Origin of the sequence: Saccharopolyspora soli (assembly GCF_022678645.1) — a bacterium.
GTDB lineage: Bacteria > Actinomycetota > Actinomycetes > Mycobacteriales > Pseudonocardiaceae > Saccharopolyspora > Saccharopolyspora soli.
In genome coordinates, this window is sequence record NZ_JALBWV010000062.1 from 21,272 (window position 1) to 42,587 (window position 21,316).

At 67.3% G+C, this 21,316-nt stretch carries 21 protein-coding genes; 12 read left to right on the forward strand and 9 right to left on the reverse strand.

What is annotated here, in order from left to right:
* The first annotated feature begins 2 nt into the window (after window positions 1-2).
* A complete protein-coding gene (locus tag MOQ72_RS34430) occupies window positions 3-674 on the forward strand; it encodes a nitroreductase family protein (protein ID WP_242190009.1) in 672 nt (223 codons plus the stop codon).
* Between the two features lie 192 nt (window positions 675-866).
* Here the strand turns inward: MOQ72_RS34430 and MOQ72_RS34435 are convergent, their stop codons facing one another.
* Window positions 867-1,535, reverse strand: coding sequence for a nitroreductase family protein (locus MOQ72_RS34435; protein WP_242190010.1), 669 nt, complete (start codon window positions 1,533-1,535; stop codon window positions 867-869).
* A 448-nt stretch (window positions 1,536-1,983) separates the two neighbouring features.
* Window positions 1,984-2,370 (reverse strand): DUF5997 family protein, encoded by a 387-nt coding sequence (locus MOQ72_RS34440; RefSeq protein WP_242190011.1) that lies wholly within the window; start codon window positions 2,368-2,370, stop codon window positions 1,984-1,986.
* A gap of 60 nt (window positions 2,371-2,430) precedes the next feature.
* Here MOQ72_RS34440 and MOQ72_RS34445 point away from each other — a divergent pair, with 60 nt between their 5' ends.
* Window positions 2,431-3,174 (forward strand): LysR family transcriptional regulator substrate-binding protein, encoded by a 744-nt coding sequence (locus MOQ72_RS34445; RefSeq protein ID WP_242190012.1) that lies wholly within the window; start codon window positions 2,431-2,433, stop codon window positions 3,172-3,174.
* A gap of 159 nt (window positions 3,175-3,333) precedes the next feature.
* Window positions 3,334-4,305 (forward strand): hypothetical protein, encoded by a 972-nt coding sequence (locus MOQ72_RS34450; protein WP_242190013.1) that lies wholly within the window; start codon window positions 3,334-3,336, stop codon window positions 4,303-4,305.
* A 65-nt stretch (window positions 4,306-4,370) separates the two neighbouring features.
* Here MOQ72_RS34450 and MOQ72_RS34455 read toward each other — a convergent pair whose 3' ends face one another.
* Window positions 4,371-5,885 carry a serine hydrolase domain-containing protein gene (locus MOQ72_RS34455; RefSeq protein WP_242190014.1) on the reverse strand — a complete coding sequence of 505 codons (1,515 nt, stop codon included), beginning with the start codon at window positions 5,883-5,885 and terminating at the stop codon, window positions 4,371-4,373.
* A 340-nt stretch (window positions 5,886-6,225) separates the two neighbouring features.
* Here MOQ72_RS34455 and MOQ72_RS34460 point away from each other — a divergent pair, with 340 nt between their 5' ends.
* From MOQ72_RS34460 to MOQ72_RS34480, 5 genes are all read left to right on the forward strand, one after another.
* The gene (locus tag MOQ72_RS34460) at window positions 6,226-7,191 is read left to right on the forward strand and encodes an aldo/keto reductase (protein WP_242190015.1); all 966 of its coding nucleotides are present in this window, start codon (window positions 6,226-6,228) and stop codon (window positions 7,189-7,191) included.
* Between the two features lie 99 nt (window positions 7,192-7,290).
* On the forward strand, window positions 7,291-9,423 hold the full coding sequence (locus MOQ72_RS45390) for a tetratricopeptide repeat protein (protein ID WP_242190016.1): 2,133 nt from the start codon (window positions 7,291-7,293) through the stop codon (window positions 9,421-9,423).
* An 85-nt stretch (window positions 9,424-9,508) separates the two neighbouring features.
* Complete coding sequence (locus tag MOQ72_RS34470; protein ID WP_242190017.1) at window positions 9,509-9,688, forward strand: ribbon-helix-helix domain-containing protein; 180 nt, start codon at window positions 9,509-9,511, stop codon at window positions 9,686-9,688.
* Between the two features lies 1 nt (window position 9,689).
* Window positions 9,690-10,034, forward strand: a complete 345-nt coding sequence (locus tag MOQ72_RS34475) for a VOC family protein (RefSeq protein WP_242190018.1) — start codon at window positions 9,690-9,692, stop codon at window positions 10,032-10,034.
* 17 nt (window positions 10,035-10,051) lie between these two features.
* A complete protein-coding gene (locus MOQ72_RS34480) occupies window positions 10,052-10,909 on the forward strand; it encodes a class I SAM-dependent methyltransferase (RefSeq protein ID WP_242190019.1) in 858 nt (285 codons plus the stop codon).
* Here the strand turns inward: MOQ72_RS34480 and MOQ72_RS34485 are convergent, their stop codons facing one another.
* From MOQ72_RS34485 to MOQ72_RS34495, 3 genes are all read right to left on the reverse strand, one after another.
* Window positions 10,910-12,256: a sugar porter family MFS transporter gene (locus MOQ72_RS34485; protein ID WP_242190020.1), complete on the reverse strand. Its 1,347-nt coding sequence runs from the start codon at window positions 12,254-12,256 to the stop codon at window positions 10,910-10,912. It abuts the gene before it with no gap.
* A 195-nt stretch (window positions 12,257-12,451) separates the two neighbouring features.
* Window positions 12,452-13,468: a LacI family DNA-binding transcriptional regulator gene (locus MOQ72_RS34490; RefSeq protein WP_242190021.1), complete on the reverse strand. Its 1,017-nt coding sequence runs from the start codon at window positions 13,466-13,468 to the stop codon at window positions 12,452-12,454.
* 221 nt (window positions 13,469-13,689) lie between these two features.
* Complete coding sequence (locus MOQ72_RS34495) at window positions 13,690-14,697, reverse strand: LacI family DNA-binding transcriptional regulator (protein ID WP_242190022.1); 1,008 nt, start codon at window positions 14,695-14,697, stop codon at window positions 13,690-13,692.
* Between the two features lie 446 nt (window positions 14,698-15,143).
* On the opposite strand from MOQ72_RS34495, the gene MOQ72_RS34500 reads away from it, so the two are divergent.
* From MOQ72_RS34500 to MOQ72_RS34515, 4 genes are all read left to right on the forward strand, one after another.
* Window positions 15,144-15,359 (forward strand): hypothetical protein, encoded by a 216-nt coding sequence (locus tag MOQ72_RS34500; RefSeq protein WP_242190023.1) that lies wholly within the window; start codon window positions 15,144-15,146, stop codon window positions 15,357-15,359.
* Window positions 15,360-15,547: 188 nt separating this feature from the next.
* Entirely contained in the window at window positions 15,548-16,291 is a 744-nt protein-coding gene (locus MOQ72_RS34505; RefSeq protein ID WP_242190024.1) for a cupin domain-containing protein, read from the forward strand.
* Complete coding sequence (locus MOQ72_RS34510) at window positions 16,288-17,376, forward strand: Gfo/Idh/MocA family protein (protein WP_242190025.1); 1,089 nt, start codon at window positions 16,288-16,290, stop codon at window positions 17,374-17,376. The genes MOQ72_RS34505 and MOQ72_RS34510 overlap by 4 nt, the downstream gene beginning before the upstream one ends.
* Window positions 17,377-17,405: 29 nt before the next feature.
* On the forward strand, window positions 17,406-18,413 hold the full coding sequence (locus MOQ72_RS34515; RefSeq protein ID WP_242190026.1) for a DUF6807 domain-containing protein: 1,008 nt from the start codon (window positions 17,406-17,408) through the stop codon (window positions 18,411-18,413).
* A gap of 429 nt (window positions 18,414-18,842) precedes the next feature.
* Here the strand turns inward: MOQ72_RS34515 and MOQ72_RS45395 are convergent, their stop codons facing one another.
* The 3 genes from MOQ72_RS45395 to MOQ72_RS34530 all read right to left on the reverse strand — a co-directional run bounded on the left by MOQ72_RS45395 (window position 18,843) and on the right by MOQ72_RS34530 (window position 21,296).
* The gene (locus tag MOQ72_RS45395) at window positions 18,843-19,508 is read right to left on the reverse strand and encodes a helix-turn-helix transcriptional regulator (RefSeq protein WP_242190027.1); all 666 of its coding nucleotides are present in this window, start codon (window positions 19,506-19,508) and stop codon (window positions 18,843-18,845) included.
* 429 nt (window positions 19,509-19,937) lie between these two features.
* Complete coding sequence (locus MOQ72_RS34525; RefSeq protein ID WP_242190028.1) at window positions 19,938-20,516, reverse strand: GNAT family N-acetyltransferase; 579 nt, start codon at window positions 20,514-20,516, stop codon at window positions 19,938-19,940.
* Window positions 20,517-20,645: 129 nt separating this feature from the next.
* The gene (locus MOQ72_RS34530; RefSeq protein WP_242190029.1) at window positions 20,646-21,296 is read right to left on the reverse strand and encodes a class I SAM-dependent methyltransferase; all 651 of its coding nucleotides are present in this window, start codon (window positions 21,294-21,296) and stop codon (window positions 20,646-20,648) included.
* Window positions 21,297-21,316 lie beyond the last annotated feature (20 nt).

Sequence of the window (21,316 nt, forward strand, 5' to 3'; positions counted from 1 at the left end):
TCATGAATCCCGTGACGACGATCGAGGACGCGCTGCTCACGCGGCGCAGTTGCAGGGCGTTCCTTCCGACGCCGGTGCCGCGTGCGGAGGTCGAGCGGCTGCTCGACCTGGCGGCCCGGTCGGCCAGCAACTCCAACTGCCAGCCGTGGCAGGTGCATGTGCTGACCGGCGCCGCGAAGCGGGCTCTCACCGAGGACCTGTTGCGCGCGCACGACCCACGTTCTACGACGCCGACGTGGCGCGGCGGGCGGACCCGGCATGACAGGCGGATGGGGGGACCTGATGAGGAGAGCGGGATGTCCGTCGTTTCCGGGACTGTGACGGCTGAGCACTGGTTCGACTTCATCTGTCCCTTCTGCTACGTCGCCCAGGACCGCAACCAGGTCCTCCGCGAGCACGGAATCCACGTCGTCGAGCACGCGCTGCAGATCCATCCCGAGATCGGACCTGGCGGCACTCAGGTCGGACCGCGCTCGGGCCCGACCTATGAATTCCTCGCTCGCGAGGCCGAAGCCGCTGGCCTCCCGTTGCGGTGGACGGACCGCATCTGCTGTCTTCGGCGATCTTGCGGTCGTCACGGCAATTCCCTTCATTGTCAACGAAATCTCCGTTGGCTTCCGGTGGGCGTGGTGGTACTGCGGTCGTATGGATCGCTTCGCTCGGCCGCGCTGTGAAATCCACCCAGGTCATGCTGAACGGCCGGACACGTGGTGCGGGGTTGCTGAGGAAGGCCCGCCTACTGCCCCGAAAGGTGCGACGAATCGACGCATTTCTTCCGGGGTGGGGGAGCGTCCGGTTGTGATCCGGAATTGGATTGGGGGAGATTCACCAGTCACCGCAATGCAAGCAATGCGGTGCGAGTGCGTTCAGTTCTCGGGCACGCCGTTCCACAGCGGTTCATCAACCGTGACTCCGAAATCCTGGCCCCACCGGTTCCGGCTGCTCACCTCTTGCACGGGGCGCCGGTTCGCTGCCACGCCCCATCGGCCACGGGGGTAACCGAGAGCGAGCATCGCGGTCATGTTCCAGCCCGCTTCGACCGGAACCTCCAGCAGTTCCATAACCTGTTCTGCCTCGTACCGCAGAACCGTGGTGATCACACCGCCGATCCCTTCCGCGCGGGCAGCGAGCAGGGCGCTCCAGATGGCGGGGTAGATGTTCGCGCCGCCGTGGTCATCGATCGCGAACACGAAGAGCAGCAACGGAATGTCGGTGAAGTGTTCGGTGAAGTAGTCCCCGGAGTCCTTGATCTTGCGCATCGTTTCCGCGTGGGCCACGGGGTCGTGCGCTGGCTTGGCGAGCCCGCCCGCCGCGATGTCCGCGTACTCCCGCGCACGGCACAGCCGGTAGACCTCGGCGAGCTGGGCCTTCGTCTTCGGGTCGTCGACGGCCAGGAAGTGCCAGCGCTGGGTGTTGCCACCGTTCGGGGCCCGGATCGCGGCGTCCAGGATGCGGGCCTGCGCTTCAAGCGGGATCGGGTCCTCGTGCATGCGGCGCATCATCCGCGTGGTGTACAGGGCCTCGTGTACATCCATTGTCGATCCTCCTCGGAATCTTCGGCGGAAGACGAAGTGATGACGTGCGGCTCGGTTGCTCGGCCACCGGGGCCCGGCAGCGCTCGTTCGCGATTCCGAGGATGACGCCGATCATGTGCCGCCGCCCGGCCTGAGCCGTCCGGCTGAGCGCTTCCGACGCAGCTGAAATCACTTCTGCTCCCGAAGCGGGCGATCCGGACGGTGTGGTGGTGCGCCGCAGCCTATGCGCATAGTTACGTTACAGTCAATACTTGAAACTTAAGGTCGCGCTGGCTCTGGCGGATCCGGTGGCCGAGAGCTGCCTATTCCGGGCTGTGGCCTCGGTGGAGCGACGGAAGGAGCGCAGCAGCATTCAACCGCTTGGACCGCGGCCGGTCTGGAGGGCTCGCTGGCTTCGCTTGAAAGCGCAGGTCAGCAGGCTTTTCGGAGTCGAAAGTGGATCTTGCGCCTATCGGGAACGGCGTGCCGCGATCTTCTCCTTGACGCGCGCCGCTTCTTTCCGGACTTCGGCCTGGGTGGCGCGTTCCCGCTGAAGCCACTCGGGACTGTCCGCCTTCAAGGCGTTGATCTGCTCAGTGGTGAGGGGGTCGGTGATTCCGCTGCGCGTGAGTCCGCCGATGGAGACGCCCAGCCGCGCCGCGACGACCTGTCGCGGATGGGGGCCGTTGCGGCGCAGTTCCCGCAGCCACTCGGGCGGGTTGGCCTGCAGATCGTTCAACTCGTCGCGCGAGACGACCCCCTCCCGGAACTCCGCGGGGGTGGCTTCGAGGTACACGTTCAGCTTCTTCGCCGCGGTCGCGGGCTTCATCGTCTGCGGGGTCTTGTGCGACGTCATGCCGTGCAGGGTATCGACCGCGCGTGCGCTACCCGCGGTCACGCCCGGTAATCTAGCCGCGTGACCGGTCCGGGCGAGCATCCGTCTTTCACACTCGGGTACGTCCCGGGTGTGACGCCCGGCAAGTGGGTGCGGAAGTGGAACGAGCGGTCGCCCGAGGTTCCGCTGAGCCTCGTCCAGGTGCCCGCCGCCGAGGCCGCCGACATGGTGCGACGCCGTGACGCCGACGCGGTTCTCCTCCGGTTGCCGACAGAGCGGACCGGCCTGCATGCGATCCCGCTGTACACCGAGACGACGGTGGTCGTGGTCCCGAAGGACCATCTGATCACCACGATCGAAGAGGTGTCCGGCGAAGACTTGGCCGACGACGTCGTGCTGCACCCACTCGACGACACCCTCGACTGGGAACAGCCGCCCGGTCGGCCCGCGATCGAGCGCCCGGCCACCACAGCTGCCGCGATCGAATTGGTGGCGGCCGGAGTGGGACTGCTCGTCGTCCCGCAGTCGCTCGCCCGGCTGCACCACCGCCGGGACCTCACCTACCGGCCGGTGACCGACGCCCCGCAGTCGCGCGTCGCGCTTTCGTGGCTGGAGGACGAGACCACCGACTTGATGGAGCAGTTCATCGGGATCGTCCGCGGGCGAACCGTCAACAGCACGCGCGGGCGCCAACCTGCACCGGCGAAGCGCGAGCGTCCCGATGCCGCTGGGAAGAAGGCCGAGGTGCGGAAGTCGACCGGCGGGAACCGGCGTTCCAGCGCCGCCAGAGGCGGTAAACGCGGAAAACCCCGACGCCGCTCCTAGCCGCGTGCCTGGCCTACATCGAGGAGAACCGGACGGACCTCCGTCCGAAAAGCCTCATCGCGGCGATGGGCCGTTGCTACCGTAACCGCATGTTGATCAAGCAATGCCGCGGTCGCGGGTGCGAACCCGATTATGCGCAGGACCACCGGAGGTGAGCGCATGAGCTCGGACGGATGCCCCACCCTCGACAACCTCGACGAGGCGTCCATCGGATTCCTCTTCGACGCGGTAGACCTCGGGATGGAGTACGCGAAGCTGGAGGCGAACGGCTTCGTCCCCCTCGCGACGGTGCTGGGTGAAGACGGTTCGAAGAACATCTGGAAGCTCTTCGAGAACAACCAGAACGACTGGACGGTCGAGGGCGGGGTGGCCCTGGGGCGGCAGAAGCTCCAGGAGGTCGATGACGCCACCCACTGCGTCACGCTGATCTACGACGGCTACTTCACCGGCGACGGCGAACGGACCGAGGCGGTGTTCGTCGAAGCCTACGAACTGGGTCGCCCGGCAGGCGTGCTCATGGCCCAGCGGTACGAGAGGCGCGGCGGCGGCCTGAACCTCATCGGGAATCCGATGCTGCTCGAAGACGAGCAGGAGCCGCTGGTACCGCCGGATCGGCCCGCGGCGGAGTTCCCCAACCTCGGCCCGGAGGCCACCAAGTTCACCCGCGATGCGATCGAACTCGGGCTGCAGCAAGTGGAGACGGGGCAGTCCATCTTCATGCCGTTCGCGACCGTCCTGGCCGCCGACGGCTCGCGCGACCTGTGGCGCTTCGTCGACGACGAGGCCGACCCCACGGTGGGGGGCGCGCTGGACCTGGCTCACCAGAGGCTCCAGTCGGTCGACCAGACCTCCCGTTGCGTCGCGCTGGTCTGGGGCGGCGACCTGCCGGACGAGGACGGCGAGGGGGCGGTGTTCGTCGAGGGCTACGAGCTGGGATGCCCGATCGGCGTCGTGATGGTCCAGCCGTACCAACGGCTTTTCGGCGACGACGATGACGATCACCGCGTCATCCGGATGGGCGACCCGTTCGTGCTGGAGGAGCGGGAGCCGCTGGTGCCACCGAGACCGACGGGTCGAGCCGCGGCAATCGCCAGGATCCAGGAACTCGCCGACCGGCAAAGGCACCGCTGACAGCGCGGCCCGTGAGTGCCCGCCGCGCGGAGGGCGAACGGCGCTCGCCCGCCGCGCGGGTTTGCTCAGGTGATCGGGAGGGCCAGGCGCTCGTTGATGGGTTCGACCAAGACCCGTCGGTTGGTGAGGACCACCCAGGGCTGGCCGCCGCCCGGACTGGCGAGTCCCGGTCTGATGATCAGGGACGCTGAGGAGCCGGGGCCTGCGCCGGGGTGTCCGGCGATGTCCTTGGGCAGCACGAGCATCCAGCCGAGGCCCGCCTGGCCACCTGGGCCGTCGTTCCGCTCGGCCTGCGGCCGAAGCGCCTCGCGGGCGAGCGCGTCGGGCAGCAGCGAGGACCAGGCGAGGCCGAAGCGGACGAGATCAGCCGCAGTGGTCCACAGCCCGCCTGCAGCGGGCACGATGGAAACCTGCGTCGGTTCGCGCTCGAACACGCCCTCGTCGGTGAGGCGGTGGCCGGTGACCACTTCGGTGGCCGGACAGCTGTGCGGGAACCACGAATTGGTCATCCCGAGGGGTTCGAGGACCATGCGAGTGGCCGCCTGCTCGTAGCGCGATGCGGTGACGTCCGCGATGAGCTGCCCGAGCAGCGCGTACTCGCCGTGGCCGTAGGCGAACGTGCCGCGCGTGCCGCTGCACGCCGCGACCGGCCCGGTGACCGAGACCAGGTCGGGGACGTGGTCGGCGAACATCGACGCGGGATTGTCGACGCCGCCGGTATGGGACAGGAGCTCCCGTACGGTGACGGCGTCGTCTGCGAGCCGGACGGTGCGCAGGTAGGCGTTCGCGGGCTCGTCGAGCCGTACGCGCCCGTCCGCGACCAGTCGCAAGACGGTTGTCGCGGTGATCAGCTTGGTGATCGAATGTGCCGGAAACCGGTGTTCGGGCCGCAGCACCTCATGCTGATCGAGGTTCGCCCAGCCCCGTGCCGTCACCCATACCGAGCCGTCACCGGTCGCGCCAGCCACGATGAGGCCGACCAGGCCCAGCTCGGCGAACGACGCTGCGGCCACCGAGGTCGCCTCCTCCGGCACGACGCCGGAGGTACTTGTCGGCGGTGCCGCCACACGCGGATCGTTGACCTTCTTTTCCAGTGGATAGAACTGCAGCTGGTGCAGCCGGTACGGCGGGTCGGCCTCGGTCGCCGCCTCGACCCGCAGGTCGGCGAGGCGCGCGCGCAGGCGCAGCGGCTCGGCCCGCACGTCGGCGAGGTCCTCGCGCAGTCGCTCGGCCAGCGTGCTGAACATACGGATCAGCCAGTCCGGCGGCACGAGGCTCAGGTAGCGGTCATCGAAGTGTTGGCGCAGTTCTTCCTCGTCGGGGGGTGACCATTGCGGTGTTTCGGCCGCGGCGAAGCGGGACATGATCCACCGCACCTGCGTGAGGGCGTGGCTCACCGGGCCCGCGGCCTCGATGTGTTCCTTGAGCGCGGTCCAGCTCGACAGCCCGTGCTCGCGGGCGATGGCCAGCTGGGCCTGGTGAAGCGTGGCGAACTCCCCAGCGGAGAGGCGGCGTTTCGCCTCAAGCTTCAGGTACCGGAGACTCGGCCGGTCGGGGAGCGCACGCGACTGATCGGACAAGGCAGTCCTTCCCTCATCGCCCGTGGGTCCGCGACATCGGGCAGGAAAGACATGCCGTCGATTTGTTTGACGAACCGGTGAGCTTGCAGCTCTGCCCGCGGACCCAGAGGCGGCCGGGAAACCACCGCGCACGACCATACCGTGCCACCCCGGTGACCGGTAACCCGTTTTCTTCGGGCTGGCACTCCAGTGGTTGGCCGTCCGGGACTGGCCCTGGCAGGGCCTTTCTCCGGTTGCTGGCCTGCGGCAGTCTTGCGGGTATGACTGCTTTCGTCCCGATCGACCACTTGATCCCACTTCTCAGCCGTCCTGCGGCCGTCGTGGTGGGGGTGGCGTCGCATTGAGGTACCGGTTGTTCGGTCGGACCGGGCTGCGCGTCTCAGAACTCGTCCTGGGCACCATGGGTTTCGACGACGCGCGCGACGCCCGGCGGATCATCGACGCGTATGCCGACGCGGGCGGCAACGTCCTCGACACCGCCTCGGCCTACGGTGCGAGCGAAACCATCCTGGGTACCGTCGTCGACCGGCGCGACCGGTTCGTCATCGGCACGAAGTACACCTTGTCCCGCGACGTCGCCGATCCCAACGCGGCGGGCAACCACCGCAAGAACCTGGTGCTGTCGCTGGAGCAGAGCCTGCGTCGGCTGCGGACCGATTACATCGACATCTACTGGGTGCACGTCTGGGACCGCCGCACCCCGCTTGAGGAGACCATGCGAGCCCTGGACGATGCTGTCCGCGCGGGGAAGATCCTCCACGTCGGTGTGTCCGACGCGCCTGCGTGGGTTGTCAGCCGGGCGAACACGCTCGCGCAGTGGCGGGACTGGACGCCGTTCGCTGGCTTGCAGGTGCCCTACAACCTGCTGATGCGCGACATCGAGCGCGAACTCCTGCCGATGGCGGAGGCGTTCGGGATGAGCGTGACGACGTGGGCACCGCTCGCGGGCGGCAAGTTGTCCGGCGGCCGCTCCAGGCGGGTCGACCCCGACAAGCTCACCGATCGCGATCGCGCCGCAGCCCAGGCGGTCCGGGAGGTCGCCGACGAGTTGCGCGTCCGCCCAGCACAGGTCGCGATCGCCTGGAGCCGTCGGAAATCCGCCGCTGTGCTGCCCATCATCGGAGCCAGCAGCGTCGAGCAGCTCACCGAGAACGTGGCAGCGGTGGACGTCGTCCTACCCGATGATGCGGTCGAGCGGCTGGACTCCGCGGTGGAGTTCGAGCTCGGCTTCCCGAGCGATTTCATCGCTGAGTGCGAGGCCAGCCCGTTCGTCTTCGGCGATGCGGCGGCGAACCTCGGCGCCTGATCTGCTCACCCACGACCGGCGACCTCGTCGGCGAGACCGACCCCGTGGATCCGCACGCGAGCAAGCGGTCCACGGTGCAGACTTCAGCCAGGACAGGGTGTGCAGCCGAAGTGGGGGCAGTTCGCGATGCCAGCGTCGAACAATGGAGACGTGCCGGGCAACCTGGTCCAAGCCGAGAACCTCAACGGGGGCGTTTACTTCTTCGTGAACAACACAGGCATCCGGCAACCGGGCACAGCTTCGATCGCCGTGCCGTGGGGCCTGGCCGTTCAGGAGCTCCGCGGTCGCGAAGGAATCCTGCGAGAGCTTGTTCCGTTGCTGAGAAATCCCGGTCACATGGTGGTTTTGCACGCAGCAGGTGGCTACGGGAAAACCCGGCTCGCGCTGGAGTCGCTCCGGAGGTCTCCATCGAGCGCCTTGCTGTGGTGGGTCGATGCGACCACGCGGGCCAGCTTGTTTGGCGGACTGCGCGAGGTCGCGATCGCCGCTGGGGCGAGGTGGAAGGACGTCCAGCGAGCCTGGTCCGGTGGGCGGTCGGCTCCCGAGGTGCTGTGGACCGCGTTGGCCAATTGCCGACGCCGTTGGATCCTGGTGCTGGACAACGCGGATGATCCGGATGTGTTCGCTGTGGACGGACAACCGACCCCGGCGGGCACGGGCGTTCTTCGCGCGCCTGGTGGCCGGGGAACAGTCCTCGTGATCAGTCGGGAGGGGGACGCCCGGCGCTGGGGATCTTCGGCGCGGCTGATCGGGCTCGGTCGGCTGTCCGACGCGGACGGCGCGGCCATGCTGCTGGACGCCGCGCCGGATGCGGGCCCAAAAGCCGATGCATGCTCATTGGCGACACGGCTAGGTGGACTTCCGCTGGCACTGCACCTCGCGGGTGCTTACTTGGCCGAGACGAACGCCTGTCAGGCACTGCCAGGAATGGACGCCCACGCCCGGACCTTCGCCGACTACGGTCGCGCGTGGGAACAACGGCTGAGTCAGGCCAGCGATTCGCGGGCGTTGGGCATCCCGCAGCGCGACCGCGAAGTCCTCGCGCAGACCTGGGAGCTCTCGCTGGACTTGCTGATGCGGCGTGATCGGCGCCTCGCCCGGCCCCTGCTGCGGCTGCTGTCGTACCTAGCTCCGGCCCCGATTCCCCATGTGTTGATCGACGCCGAGGTTCTTGCCGAATCCCCCTTGTTTCCGGACGATTCCAAAGCAATGGAGATCGCCACCGACCTGCGCGCGCTCCGAAACGTGGGACTCGTTGAGCTGACGGAGGGCTCGATAGTTCTGCACCCGGTCATCCGCAATGCGACCCGCGGCCATATCGCCGCCGACCTTGCCGGGCACCGGGATGTTTGCCTAGCGCTGCTCCGCCGCGCCACGAGTGGTCGAGGCGTCCTGCATCCTGCGCAGTGGCCGACGTGGCGAGCGCTCCTACCGCACTGCCCGCAGCTGCACGACGAAGTCGATGAGTCGGATCTCACCAACCAAGACGGCAGCCTCCTCTCGCGATTCGGGCTGTTCTGCCACGAAATTGGTCTGCTGCCCAGCGCCTGTGCGCTGCACAGCACCGCGCTCTCGATCAGGAAACGCCTGTTGGGCCAGCACCACCCGGACACCCTTGAGGCGTGGCAGGACCTAACCCGCGTACTGCTGGACAAGGGCTGCGACGCGGACGACCACCTCGAAGCGGCGGAAGCCGAACTTCGGAACATCGTGGAAGTCGCGGAACGGGAGCTCGGATCCGATCATCCTCAGACGCTCACAGCACGTTCTTCTCTGGCCGGGGTTCTCCACGACCTCTGGCACCTCGACGAGGCGGAGGCCACGTACCGCAGTGTTCTCGCCGCGTTCAAGAGAGTGCTCGGAGCCGAGCACGAGATGACGCTCGCGACCCGGCACAACCTCGCTCTTCTTCACAGCGACCAGGATCGTTCGCCGCAAGCCGAAGCCGAACTCCGAGGAATCCTCGCGATCGAGGAGGGCCTCTTCGGCAGCGAGCATCCGCGCACTCTTGCGACCCGCGACAGCCTTGCCCTCGTGCGCAGCGATCAAGGCGAGAAGACCGCCGCGGAAGTGGAGTTCCGTGCGGTGCTCGAAGCTCGCAAGAACGTCCTCGGACCTGAACATCCCGATACGCGCCACAGCGAATGGCGATCCAAGAAATTGGAGATCAGAGCCGTATCGGATCACTCCTGGGTGCCCGACGAGCCAGCCACGTGCGGATGCTTCACCTGAAATGTCCCGACACAGCGCAGGTTCGAATCTGTCGTACCGGTCGAGTCCCCGTTGATCGGGGTTGCTAGCATGCTAGCATTGGGTTGTGGGTGATGAGGACGTCAAGCAGTTCAACGTGTACCTGCCGGTCGGGTTGATCAAGCAGGTCAAGCACCACGCCATCGAGTCGGGTTCGTCCCTCTCGGCTTTGGTTGCCGACGCGCTTCGCGCCTACCTGGACGACACCCACGATCAACGGCAGCAACCGCCTGCGAAGGAGACCTGACATGTCCGCCGAAGGGATCGAGGCCGTTTTCCTGGAAACCCACAACTGGGGCAAGGCCGCGAAGTTCTTCCAGGCACTGGGTTTCAAGCTGGAATTCGAGACCGACCACAACTCCGGCCAACTCCGCAACGGCGACGGCCCGTACGTGTTCATCGCCGAGGTTCCCGAGGACCGCGATCCCCAGATCCAGCTCGTGCTGAAGGTTCCCGACGCTGACACGTTCCGTCCTGATCCTGCCGTCGAGGTCGTCACCCCGTTCGAGGCCACTCACTACGGCACTCGGGAAATGACCGTTCGCGATCCCGACGGGCGTCTCTGGAGTCTCCAAGCGCCGGGCAAGAACTGAACTACAGGGGGACCGTCATGGTTGACGGCCAAGCCGAGGCTCCGGACAGCACGGCGGTGCGAGTCGCGCTCTGGAGGGCTATGCACATCGACTTCGACGCGCCGCCACACGTGTTCGAAGATGAAATCGGCCTGCTACTCGTTGCCCCCGACGAGGGCTGGCGTCAGCGTCCGGACATGGATCCGGACGCCACCAGGGGCTTCCGGGCGGCCATCGTGGCCCGTGCGCGGTTCATCGAGGATCTGGTCACCGAGCAGGTCGCACGCGGCGTCGACCAGTACGTCATCCTGGGGGCGGGTCTGGACACCTTCGCCCAGCGCAGGCCGGAGATCGCCGCCCGGCTCCGGGTGTTCGAAATCGACCAGCCCGGCACCCAAGCCTGGAAGCGCCAGCGTCTGCTCGAACTCGGCTACCCCATTCCCGAGTGGCTGCGGCTGGTTCCGGTCGATTTCGAGGCGGGCCAGTCCTGGTGGGAACAGTTGACCGCCGCTGGCTTCGACCCGGACCGGCGCGCGGTCGTCGTCTCGACCGGCGTCACCATGTACCTCACGAAAGACGCCAATGCGGCAACGCTGTGCCAGATCGCCGGACTTGCCACCGGCTCGACGCTGGCCATGACGTTTCTGCTGCCCACCGAACTGCTCGACGACGCCGACCGCGTGGGACTCCAGGCAAGCGAAAAAGGCGCAAAGGCTTCCGGAACACCGTTCATCACCTTCTACACCCCGCAGGAGATGCTGGCGCTGGCACGCGACACCGGCTTCGCGGAAGCCCAGCACGTGCCGGGAACTTCACTGGCCGAACGCTACTTCGCCAACCGAACCGACGGACTCCGCCCATCAACCGGCGAAGACTTCCTGCTGGCCACCAGTTGATCAGCGACTCATTTGCAGGTCGGCTTCGATCTGTTCGAGCGTGCGCTGTTTGGTCTCCGGCACGAGGAAGTAGGTGAACAGCCACGCCGCAACACAAACTCCGGCGTAGATCCAGAACGTGGCTGTGCCGCCGAGCGCGGCGAACATGGAGAGGAACGTCAACGCGACGAGCACATTGGTCAACCACAACGCGATGGTGGACACGCTCATCGCCGAACCACGAATCCGCAACGGATAGATCTCCGAGATCATCAACCACACCACGGGACCGAGGCTGACCGCGTAGCACGCGACATACGCGGCGATCGCGATCAACGCCGCATAACCGGCCGCGCCGCTGAGGTCCGGCAGCAGGTACACGGCGCCGAGCAGCGCCGCGGAAAGCGCCATCCCAGCAAGGCCGATCAGTACCAGCGGACGTCGTCCGAGCCGGTCGACGAGCCCGATCGCCACCACGGTCAGTGCGACGTTCACCACGCCAACGCCCACTGTGGACAGTATTGCGCCGGACGTGCCGAATCCCGTGGCGCGCAGAATGGACGGCGCGAAGTAGATGATCGTGTTGATCCCGGTGATCTGCTGGATGATCGCGAGACCGACGCCGACCACGAGCATCGGGCGCACTCGACGCTCGGTGAGCGCGGACCGCCCCGATGCCACGTGTCGTTCCTGCGCGAGCACCTGTGTGATCTCGGTGAGCTCGGCCTCCACCACATGCGCGGGTCTGCTGCGCCGCAGCACGGCTTTCGCCTGGGCATGATGCCCGTTGCTGAGGAACCACCGCGGTGTGTCCGGCAACAGCAGCATGCCGATGCCCAGCAGGATGGCGGGAAGGACAGCGAGACCGAGCATCCACCGCCACGCGTGCGCCTCGGCGAAAGCCGAATTGACCAGGTAGGAAAGGAGAATTCCCACGGTGACCATCAGCTGGTTCACCGACACCAACGCGCCGCGGTTGGCGGCGGGTGTCATCTCCGCGATGTAGAGCGGCACCACTAGGGAGGCCGCACCCACCGCGAGCCCGAGCACGAACCGGCTCCCGATCAGCGTCCACGTGTCGGGTGCGAACGCCGAACCGAGCGCACCCAGCATGAACACGGTGGCCGCGGCGACGAGCACTGCCCTTCGTCCGAACCGGTCGGCCAGCCTGCCGCCGACCAGGGCACCGACCGCGGCGCCGACGAGTAGCGAACTGGTCACCACGCCCTGCAGGAACGGGCCAAGCCCGAAGTCATCGGCGAGGAAGAGCAGCGCCCCGGAAATGACGCCGATGTCGTAGCCGAACAGCATGCCGCCGAGCGCGGAGATCGCCGAAACGGCGAGCACGAACAGCCGTTGCCGGGTCATCGGTTCGCTCCATCCATCAGGTTTGACCACTCGTCCGAAGCCCTCATGGATCTTGCGGCGCGCGACGCGGACCCGTCAACATTTTTTCCTAATTAATGTTCAGAACGTAGTGGGCCGGATCGGCAGCGCCGTGCGGTGCAAGAGCGGATGGAAAGCGTCTTTCGACGGTGCCCCCGTGGAGCAGCGAGACTCCGATCAGCGCGGGGGAGTGCTTTCCCGGACGATGACCTCGCCGCGGACCTTGCGGCGGCGTGGCTTGGCGGCGACGTCGTTGAGCACCAGGTCCAGCGCCATGCGCCCCATCTCGATCAGCGGGAGCCGGACAGTGGTCAGCGCGGGCGTCACGTCGCGCAGCGTCGAGATGTCGTCGAACCCGGCCACCGCCAGGTCTTGAGGTACGTCAACGCCGCGTTCCCGGCAGGCGGCCATCGCGCCCATCGCCATCAGGTCGTTGATCGCGAACACGCAGTCGATCTCGGCGCCGGAGTCCAGAAGCCGGTGCATCGCCCGGAATCCGCCGTCGCGGCTGAATTCGTCAGCCACGCACACCGGCTCACCCGAGGCCGACTCCCGCCAGCCCGCGGTGAACCCGTCCCGCCGGTCGCGCGAAACCTGCAACCGCTCCGGCCCGGTCAGGATCGCTGGCCGCCGGTAGCCGAGGCGCCTGATCTCCACAGCCAGATCGCGCGCGCCGCGCCGGTTCTCCACCACCACGGTGTCCACCGGCAGCTTCGGCTCGCCGATCGCAGCGACCCGACCGCCAGCCGCCGCGAACGGATCCACCTGCGTCGACAGTTCCCGGAGATGGGCTCGGTCGTTGGTGCGACTACCGGCCAGCACGATGGCGCGGCCGCGCTGCCGCCGCAGCTCGGCGAGCAGTTCCAGCTCCCGCGCCGGTCGGCCACCGGTGCTGCCCAGCATCACCAACAACCCGTGCTCCTCGGCTGCGTCGGCCAGGCCAGCGGCGATGGTGGAGAAGTACGGGTCGGAGATGTCGTTGACCAGCAGCCCGACGAGGTCGGTGGAGCCGCGGGCCATCGACTGCGCCTGCGCGTTGGGGGTGTAGCCGAGCCGGGCGGCCGCTTCCAGCACGCGGGCGTGCAACTCGGCGCGGACCACGCGGTCGCTGCCGTTGAGCGCCCGCGAAGCCGTCGCGAGGGAGACGCCCGCCTCCCTGGCGACGTCGGTGAGGGTCGCTGCTCGTGCTGGCACACCGCTCCTTCTCGGGAATTCTCATTCCGAGGATAGCGCCCGGCGCGTGTGATCCGGACACGAGCGGTCCACTGTGGTGGCTTGGAACTCGCCGGACTCGAGACACCGGCGCGCGCCTTCTCAGCGGGACTCGGCGCGCAACCGGTCGAACTCCTCCCGCGGCAGCGGCACGGCGTTCTCGGTCCCGAGCTGCCGCTGTGGAAGCTGCGCCGGTGCGGCGGTCAGCGTGGTGCGGGACCGCTCGACTCGCGAGGAACGATCTTGAACCGGCCAGCCACCGGGCCACTCGGCGGTTGTTCCTCGCCGAGGAGGGCGAGCAGGGACAGCATCGCCTGGCGGCCCAAGGTGTCCCGGTCGAGGTCCACTGTGGATATCGTCGGCATGAAGTACCGGGTGAACTGCTCGTTGTCCCAGCCGAAGACGCTCACCTCGTCGGGCACGCGCACACCTCGGTCCTGGAAGCCGCGGATGACCCCCATGGCGACGAAGTCGTTGGCCGCGAGGACGGCGGTCACCCCGGAGTCCTCGGGCAGGTCTCTGGCGGCCTCGTAACCGGAACGAACCGACCAGTCGCCGTCGACGACGCCGTAGGACTCAAGGCCGAGTTTCGCGATCGCTTCGAGGTAAACCGCGCGGCGGTTGCGGGCCGAGGTCCAGTCCTGGGATCCGGAGACGTGCAGGAAGCGGCGGTGACCGAGTTCGGCGAGATGGCGGATGATCTCCTCGGCCGGATCGCCGTTGGCCAGCTCTCCGTGGGAGCGCATGTCGTCGTCGTACTCGTCGAGCACGACGATCGGCTTGCGGGTGGACTCGGTGAATTCCGGGGACAGCGGCGCGAACGACAGGATGCCGTCGACCTGCCCGCTTTCCAGCAGTGCGACCGCGCTTTCCGTGCGGTGGTGCTCATCGCCCTCGATGCCGATCACGTCGGTCATGTAGCCCGCCGCCCGCGCGATCGAGGAGGCTCCGTGCAGGATCGGAATGGGGCCGAAGTTCGCCAGTTCCGGAAGGACGACCGCGATTCGGTTGGACCGCTTCGTCCGCATGGACCGGGCCGCCAGGTTCGGCCGGTAGCCGAGCTCGTCGATCGCCTGGCCGATCTTCGTGCGGGTGGTCGCCCGCATGCCCGAGTCGTTCTTCAAGTACCGGGACACCGTCTGGTGGGAAACGCCAGCCAGCCGGGCCACCTCCCAGATGGTGGCCCGCTTCTTCCCGATTTCGCGAGTCATGGCGTCGGCCCTCCCAGGCGGTGCTGCCCAGAGCATAGACCGGTGCCGGTTGGCGTCCGGACTCCCGACCGCGTGGCGAGCAGGGGTCCTTGACTTCAGAGTGATCGATCACTATTTTCTGGATCATCATCTCGCGGGCGTCGGGTCGGGCACGGTGATCCGGCACCTTCGGGCTCTGGTTGCCGACTTTTCCGTTGTGGGGAAACGGTGATCGCAACGCTATAGCTGCTTCGACCTCGAAGGGGAGACTCGGGGCGCGGAATTCGCTTACGTGCCAGGGCTTGCAGAACGCACACCCATGCAGAGCGGTTCTTCCGAAGGGCGCACGTCGCCGCCGCTTCGGACGTTCGCGGTATTCATCGACCATTTGGCGGCGCGGCTTTCCGGCCAATAGGAAAGCGCTTTCCAAAGTTCCGGATTCGCTTCGACGAGGAGGCGGTTGGTCCATGGTGAGACGAAGGCTCGGCGTCGGTGCGGTGCTGGCGCTGACTGGCGCGTGCACCGCCCCGACGGTCAACCGCGGCGGGGACACCGCGGGCCCGGAGAAGCCCGCGCAGCCGATCACGTTGACGATTCTCGACGGTGGTGGCGATCTGGCGACGAACAAGCTGCTGATCGGACTGCGCTACGTCAATCCCGCGGACACCGTCCGCCCGTTCTGACCACCTCCCGGAAGAGGAGAAGACATGAGACCTCCGGTGCCAACCTCAGTCCTCCCGAACCGCACCTCAGGGGACCGTGACGCAAACCAGCCACAAGAAACCACGCAACGGGAGATTCGGCTGGACGTAACCACCACTGTAAACCGCGGAGAGGCGGTACTGGAGGCGGAACTGGAGGCGGACCAGTCATGACCAGCCAACCGATGTTGCCCGGCGGGATCGGAATCTCGCGGCTGCGGGTGTATCCCTGGGAAACCGACGACGGCCTGCACGGAGGTTCGCCCCACGTGCACCTGACCTGCACCGAGTGCTACCTGGTGCAGGGCGGCACGGGGGAGTTGCACACGCTCACCCAGGACGGGATGCGCACGGTCGCCCTCGCCGCGGGGGACGCGGTCTGGTTCACGCCGGGGACGATCCACCGGGCGGTCAACACCGGCGGACTGCGGGTCCAGGTGCTGATGCAGAACGACGGCCTCCCCGAGGCCGGTGACGCGGTGATGACCTTCCCACCGGAGCACCTGGAAAGCCCGGAGGCGTACGCGGCGGCGGCTTCGCTCGGCGATGGCGACGCGGCTGAGCGGGAGGCGCGAGCTCGGCGCCGCCGCGATCTGGCGATAGTCGGCTTCCGCGACCTGGTGGCGGGCGGTGCCGCGGCGCTCGAAAAGTTCTACGCCGCCGCGACGGCGCTGGTGGCCGACCGGTTGGACGCGTGGGAGCGGGTCTGGCGGGACAGGGCGCTGGCGGCTGCCGAGCGCACCGGCGCGCAGATCGAGGCTCTGAAGCGCGGCGACGGCACGCACTTGCGTGACGCGACGGTCGCACGGATCGCCGCGCCAGCCGAGAGCGCGTTCGGCATGTGCGGCTATCTCGCGCCGTATCCGCGCGACTCGGCGCACACCCCGAAAACCTCGGAGCAGGAGCAGGAATGACGCCCTTGCGCGCCGCCATCGTCGGTACCGGGAACATCGCCCGCGCACACGCGCAGGCACTGCACCACCTCGCCAGCGAAACCGGTGAAGTGGCCCTGGTCGCGGCGGCCGACACCGACCCCGGTCGCCTGTCGACCTTCGCCGCGGAGTTCGGTGTCAGTGCCGCGTACCCCGACGCGGCCGCACTTCTCGCGGGCACCGAGGTCGACCTCGTGCACATCTGCACGCCACCGGGTGGGCACGTGCCGGTGGCACTGGCCGCCCTGCACGCGGACAGCGACGTGGTCGTCGAAAAGCCAGCGACGCTCACGCTCGCCGAGTTCGACCAGCTCATCGAGGCGGAGAAGCAAGTCGGCAGGTTCGTGGCCACCGTCTCGCAGCACCGGTTCGGCTCCGGCGCCCAGCGGCTGCGCGACCTGGTGCGGTCGGGGGTGGTCGGCCGACCGCTGTTCGCCCTGTGCAGCACGACCTGGTTCCGCGATCAGGCGTACTTCGACGTCGAGTGGCGGGGCCGCTGGGACACCGAGGGCGGCGGGCCGACGATGGGGCACGGCATCCACCAGATCGACCTGTTGCTGTCAGTGCTCGGCGAGTGGACGGCCGTGAACGGGTTGGCGCGCAAGCAGGCGAGGGTGACCGAGACCGAGGACCTGTCGGCGGCGCACGTCGAGTTCGCCAGCGGCGCGGTGGCCTCGGTGGTCAACAGCGTCATTTCGCCGCGCGAGGAGAGCTACCTGCGCTTCGACTTCGAGCACGCGACCATCGAGCTGACCCACCTCTACGGCTACGACGACGATGACTGGCGGGTGACACCGGCGCCAGGGCATGAGTCGGAGGTCAAGGCAGCGTGGGAGTCCGGGCCCACCAGGATCCACAGTGGACATCTGGCGCAGTTCCGGGAAATCGTGCGCGGACTTCGCGGGGGAAGCCCGTTGCCCGTCTCCACTGCCGACGCGCGGCCGACCTTGCAACTGGTCGCCGGAATCTACGCATCGGCGTTCGGGCGCAGGGTGATCGGTCCGGCGGATCTGGGGCCGGAGTCACCGTTCTACTGGCAGATGCAAGGCGACGGCCCAGTGTGGTGAGTCGCGTGGACCCAGCGGGAGGACGAGCAATGGCTGCTGAGATCGACCTGGGCCGGGTCGCCGGGCCGGGTGGCGAAGAACCGGCGGACACCGGGCTGGCACTGCTGCACGAGCAGAACAGAGCGCTGACCGTGCGCTGGCGCGGGACCGAGCTGTTCCGGTACGTGTACCGGCCGTGGGAGCCGCAGTTGGAGTCGCCCAAGCCGTACTTCCATCCGCTGCGCACCCTCGGCGGCGAGCTGGTGAGCCTCTACCGGCCGCACGACCACGTGTGGCACAAGGGGATTTCCTGGTCGCTGTGCAACGTGGGCGACCAGAACTTCTGGGGCGGACCCACCTACGTGCGCGGGAAGGGCTATCAGCAACTGGACAACAACGGCACGCAGCAGCACATCAGCTTCGTCGTGCTGGAGTCCACTTCGGACCAGGTCGACGTGGTCGAGGAGTTGCACTGGACCGCCCAGGACGGTCGGCTGATGTTCACCGAACGCCGCGGTTTCGCCGTGCGGTCCCATCCGGACCTCGGCGCGTGGCAGCTGGCCTACTCGTCGGAGATGCGCAATGTCGGCGACGAGACCGTGGCCTTCGGCAGCCCGACCACCAACGGGCGGGAGGCGGCTGGCTACAGCGGTCTCTTCTGGCGCGGGCCGCGCTCGTTCTCCGGCGGTGTCGTGGTGACTCCCGACGGTCCCGGCGGTGACGAGCTGATGGGGTCGCGGGGTCCGTGGCTCGGTTTCGTGGGCAGGCACGACGGCGCGGGTGTCGCATCCACGCTCGTCTTCGCCGACCACGAGTCGAACTTCTGCCATCCCACGCAGTGGTTCGTGCGCTCCGGGGTCTTCGCGACCATCTGCCCCGCGCCGTTCTACGACACCGAACACGAAGTGCCGCCGGGTGCAACGCTAGCGCTGCGGTACGACGTGATGGTCGCCGACGGTGCCCGAGACGTGGCCGAATGCGGCTCGCTGGTCAAACGCTGCGGTGCCGAGAACCTTCTCGCCGCCGCTCTCCATTCCCCGACGAAGGGGATCGCATGAGTAGCCCTGTGTCAACCTCAGTCCTCCTCAACCGCACCTCAGGGGACCGTGAAGCAAGCCAGCCACAAGGCCCCCGTCCAACCGTTGACCACGAGCCCGACCATCCGCTACGAGAACAACCACTAGGGCCGGGTGTCCCCGTCCCAGCCGAGGACGCCTGACCCTGGCCAACGCCAAGCATCATCGGGCGGGCCGTTCGCAGCAACGGCCCGCCCAGCCGGGCAGGCCGAAAACGTGGTCACAGCGCCAACCCAACTACCCAGCCGTACCCCGAGGAAATCTCCCGATTCATTTGGAAGCCCACCAGTTTGGCATCCTCGATCTGCCTGACTGGTGAGCGGAGAACCGCCGCAATCCACCGAAGGAATCGCGGATCTCCGCGTCGTGTGGGTCGGAAAGTCCAGGAGCCGGTGGTGGCCCGCTCGTCTTTCAGATCAGTCCTTGCCGTACTGCCCAGGCCACGGCGTGGGTGCGGTTGCGCAGGTGAAAACGTTCGGTCACGTGCTTCAGGACGTTCTTCACGGTGCGCGTCGAGTACGACATCTTCTGTGCGATTTCCTCGGTGTTGAAGCCCTCCGCCGCCAGCTGCAGGAGGCTGACCTCCCTCGGGGTGAGCGGGGCCCCGTACAGCGCTGCGGGTTTGCCGGACGGCACGGCGGTGGGTGTGGAGGGAAGTGGCTGGGCGCCGCTGATCTGCCGCTCACCACGTGCGATAGCCGTGACCATGTGCGTGAGTTGCTCCTGGCTGGCCCCCGCGCGGGGCAGCATCGCCACTACGCCGTACCCGAGCAGACTCGGCAACATCACAGTGCCGACGACGCCCAGGACTAGCCCGACTCGTGTTCGGCCGTGCCGAAACGGGTGCAGCAGTGTCAGGAGACGTTGGTCCACCTGGTGCGCGACGACCAGCGAGACGTGGGCGCGGGTGGCATCGACCGCTGGAAGCAGTTCGATGTCCGTGCTGTACTGCAGTGCCGTGAGAATCCCCGCCTTCAACGTCTCGTCGTGCGCGTGGACGACCACGGATATGCGGGCGGACGTTTTCCTCGCATCGTGGTCGTGCGGCCTGACCTCGCGGACCAGTTGATTTGGCACCGTCGCCAGATTCATCTTTTCCCGCCGAGCTAGTTCACGCCCTGACAATTCGGGCATATGAGGTCTCCATGAATCCGATCTCCAGATGGTTTTCCTGTGGACAAGCGCCTCAACTGAACTGGCGAAATGCCCTACTGGCTGAGCGCGATTGGTGAGATCGGCCGCTACTGGGTTGCGGATTCCCATGTCGGCGGTTTGGCCTGCCGTCGGCGGTGGTGAGTAGTCGCACGCAATCAACACGAAGTTGCCCGGCAGGCGGTTCAGCCCTCGTCGTGATCCGTTCGCAGCAGGTCTCGCCGTCCGCTTCGAGCGGATCGGCGTCGATGACCGAGAACCCGGCAATTGTCGGGAGGAACGGCCTGGTCAGATGCGTCGACACCCGCAGCCGTTGAAGAACGTCATCCAGCAGATCGACCGTCCGGGTCCTGATCAGGTGCCGGTGGGCCGCCGAATCGAGCATGTCGCGGCCTCAGCGTCCCTTCCTGAACTCGATCTCGGCTCGGTTTGATCTTTCGGTGTGTTTTTCCGCGCCAGCCGGGTGAGGTGGATGATCCGCTCGCCGGTGCCCAGGACTCCGGTACGACCGCTGGGCTGGAAACCAGCCCGGTCATAAAGGCGTAGGGCACGCTGGTTGCCTTCCCCGGTCCACAGTTGCAGGAGCGTGTGGCCCTGGCGGACGGCCTGCTCGCTCACTGCGTCGAGCAGGAGTTGTCCGACCCGGTTTCCCCAGTGGTCGGGACAGACGAAGACCATGGAGATGTGACACAACCCCGGTAGGACTTCGCCCGCCCCATCTCGGTCCCGGCCCGGCTCTGCCAGCGCCATGCCCACCAGTTTCCCTGCGCGTTCAGCGACGACTACGAGGGCGGCCGGGGCAGCCAGCTTGGCCTGGACACGCGCGATGCGTTCCGGACCGGGCGTCTTGTCCCTGGCGGTGTTGGCGCGCCGCCAAACGTCCAGGGCGGCGGTGTGATCCTCGGGCCGGGCGAGACGGGTCGCGGTGGTCACCAAGTAATCGTGTCGCCAGAAGACAGGCACCCGCAAGCCACTTACCGAGTCCGGAAGAACCATCGTGCGACCGCTGTTGCCCGTCCAGCAGCGCCCCACGCCGAACAAGATCAATTCAGGAACCCAGCGTCAGTCGTGTGCTCGGGTTCCTGCTCCCCAGAAGAACGGTCCGGCTGTCGGGTGGACCTCGATGCACCAGCCGATCTGCTTCAGTGCCCGTTCGAGATCCGCGGGCCGATGTGGGACTTTGACGATCCGGTAGGCGGTTCCGTCCGCGAGTTGGCGTTGGATGGTCGAGGATCGCTCGCCTTCGATGAGTTCCTCAGCGGTGCGGTACCAATCGTCGACGAAGAACACCCGCCCGTCCGGTTCCAAGCAGTCGGCCACGAGCGACCAGAAGGACGCGAAGCATTCGGCCGGGATGTGCGACAGCCAGAAACCGAAGAAGACGACGTCGTAACGACGGTCCGGCTGCCAGTGGAACAGGTCCGCGGATATGAAGCGCACCCGCTTCTCGCCCAGCCGGGCCGAGGCGATGGCGAGCATCTCCGGAGACACGTCCACGGCGGTGACGTCCGTGGCGTGACGGAGGATTTGCCGAGTCCATGTGCCAGGGCCGCAGGCGAGTTCGAGCACACTGCCGGTGGGCCGGAACGCATCGAGCGCCGCGGACAGCTCAGCGCCGCCGGGAAAGGGCAGAGCGTGCGTCTCGTACTCCGCTGATATCGCCCGGTAGTAGCGGATTTGCTCGTCGAGCAGGTCGTTGTGGTCAGCATCCATGGTCTGAGCATTTGCCTTTC